Here is a 2,809-nt window from a genome sequence, read left to right as displayed (position 1 = left end):
GTTCCAGGAAGCAGCGTGATTCAGCGAAAAACCCGGGAAGAAGCGGAAAGAATATTAGCTCCTAAAGTCAAGGGTACACTGGTTCTTGATGCTATCCTCAAGGATATTCAGCTAGATTTCTTTATCTTAACCTCATCAATTAATTCAATTTTAGGGGGATTCGGACAAGTAGATTATTGTGCAGCTAATGCTTTTCTAGACGCTTTTGCTCACTGCAATATCACAAAATCTCACACATTCATTACAAGTATCAACTGGGATACTTGGCAAGAAGTTGGGATGGCGGTAAACACAGCAGTGTCTAAACAACTCCAAGAATTGCGTGCAGAAAATCTCAAACAAGGAATATTGCCCCAAGAAGGTATAGATGCTTTGACACGTATTTTAGAAAGTACAATACCTCAAGTTGTGGTATCTCCTTCTGATTTTCTGAATTTATTTCAGCAGCATAATTCTGATCAAAAAATACTCATCTCGGAAGTTTTAGAGACAATCAATAAATCACATGCAACACATCCACGACCCGAATTAAGTAATGATTTTGTTACACCTAGAAATGACATTGAGCAAAAACTTGCTGAAATTTGGCAGCAAATTCTCGGGATTGAGCGCATAGGAATTTATGATAATTTCTTTGAACTGGGCGGTGATTCTCTCATAGGTATTCAAGTTATTTCTCAAGTCAATAAGTCGTTTGATTTAAATGTTCCTATTGCCAAGCTTTATGAATGCCCAACTGTCAGTTCTATGGCAAAAATTTTGATTCCTGAAGAAGATGAAAAAACTAATTTTGAACAACGATTACTGCGAGGACAAAGAAGAAGACAGATGAAAATGCAAAAAATGCTAGATGAAAGTTAGTCTTATGTAAATTGCAAAGTTTTATTTAGGTCAATTTGATTGGGATGAAAAGGAATTTTATTTTGATATTAAATAGGACTTACAGAAAATTATGAAAAACGAACCGCGAAGGACGCAAAGAACGCAAAGTGAAGAAGTTTAGGAGATATTTGACGCTCTACACTGATAAATCCAGGTTAGGAAAATCCCAAAGTTTTCAAAACACAAAACGAAGTAGCTCTGATTAACACTCTGCGTTCCTTTGTGTTAACCTCTGCGATCCTCAGCGTTTAAAAATAAAAACATTTGGGATACTCCCCCAGGTTGTAACAATGATTGATTTCTAGTTACTTTGAAAGAAAAAATGATAAGTACTTATAAAATACTTGAAAAATCATCAGATTTAGACATAGCTATAGTAGGAATGGCTGGTCGATTTCCTGGTGCGAAGAATATCAATGATTTTTGGCACAATCTTCAGAATGGAATCGAATCTATTTCTTTTTTTTCCGAGCAGGATTTGGTATCTTTAAATATTGAAGATACTGTTTTAAATGACCCAAATTATGTGAAAGCAGCACCTGTACTGGAAGATATAGAGTTTTTTGATGCTAGATTCTTTGGTTTTAGTCCTAGGGAAGCTGAAGTGATTGATCCCCAACACCGTTTCTTTATGGAATGTGCTTGGGAGGCTCTTGAAAATGCTGGTTATGACCCTGAAAAGTATGAAGGTTTGATAGGGGTTTATGCTGGTACAAGCACAAACACTTACTTTTTTAATAATATTTATAACAACTCTAATGTGAATAATCTTGCCAATACATATGCTCTTAATAAAGATTTTCTCACTACAAATATCTCATACAAATTAAATCTTACTGGCCCAAGTGTAGGTATCCAAACTTACTGCTCAACATCATTAGTAGCTGTACACTTAGCCTGCAAAAGTTTGCTGGATCAAGAGTGTGATATGGCTTTGGCAGGTGGAGTTGCCATCAGTGTGCCACAAAAGTCAGGCTATCTCTATCAAGAAGATGGAATTTTATCTCCTGATGGTCACTGCCGCGCTTTTGATGCTAAGGCACAAGGTACAATTTTTGGTAGTGGTCTGGGAATTGTTGTCTTAAAAAGATTCAAAGATGCTGTTACTGATGGGGACTGTATTCATGCAGTGATCAAAGGTTCAGCTATCAACAACGATGGTTCTTTAAAAGTCAGCTATACAGCACCGAGTGTAGATGGTCAGGCAGAGGTGATCGTAGAAGCTTTAGCCAATGCTGGCGTGGAAGCTGATGATATCTCATACATAGAAACTCACGGAACTGGAACACCTACTGGCGATCCTGTGGAAATCGCTGCGCTTACCAAGGCTTTTCGTACCTTTACACAGAAAAATGGCTTCTGTGCGATCGCTTCGGTAAAACCGAATATCGGACATTTAGATACAGCAGCTGGTATAGCAAGTCTGATCAAAACCGTCTTAGCATTAAAACACAAACAAATACCCCCTAGTCTAAATTTTGAGACTCCCAATCCTCAGATAGATTTTGCCAACAGTCCTTTTTACGTCAATACTAAACTTACCGATTGGAAAACTAACCGTACTCCACGCCGGGCTGGTGTTAGTTCCTTGGGCTTTGGTGGAACTAATGCCCATATCATCCTTGAAGAAGCCCCGGAAATAAAACATTGTGAAGAATCTCGACCTTGGCAATTGCTATTATTGTCAGCCAAAACTGCTTCGGCACTTGAAAGTGCAACTGCGAATCTGGTTACTTACTTAAAACAGCATCCAGATACGAATCTAGCCAATGTAGCATACACTCTTCAGGTTGGTCGCAGAGCTTTTAACTATCGCCGGATTTTGGTTTGCCAGAATGTAGAAGATGCTATAACCGCCTTGGAAACACTGGAGGAGAAACGGGTTTTAACTGCATACCAAGAACATAGAGAACAACCGATCATATTC

Annotated in this window: 2 protein-coding genes; both read left to right on the top strand. The window is 38.4% G+C overall.

All coding sequences use genetic code 11. The features are described from left to right. On the top strand, window positions 1–861 hold an 861-nt coding region (locus tag UYK_RS0119990), incomplete at its 5' end, for a KR domain-containing protein (protein WP_026086527.1). Between the two features lie 343 nt (window positions 862–1,204). Then, window positions 1,205–2,809 (top strand): type I polyketide synthase (locus tag UYK_RS0119985; RefSeq protein WP_026086526.1); only part of this gene is annotated, 1,605 nt, incomplete at its 3' end.

Origin of the sequence: Fischerella thermalis PCC 7521 (assembly GCF_000317225.1) — a bacterium.
In the GTDB taxonomy this organism is placed as follows: domain Bacteria; phylum Cyanobacteriota; class Cyanobacteriia; order Cyanobacteriales; family Nostocaceae; genus Fischerella; species Fischerella thermalis.
The sequence above is the reverse complement of the archived record's forward strand: the minus strand, read 5'-3'. Positions and strand labels throughout refer to the sequence as shown.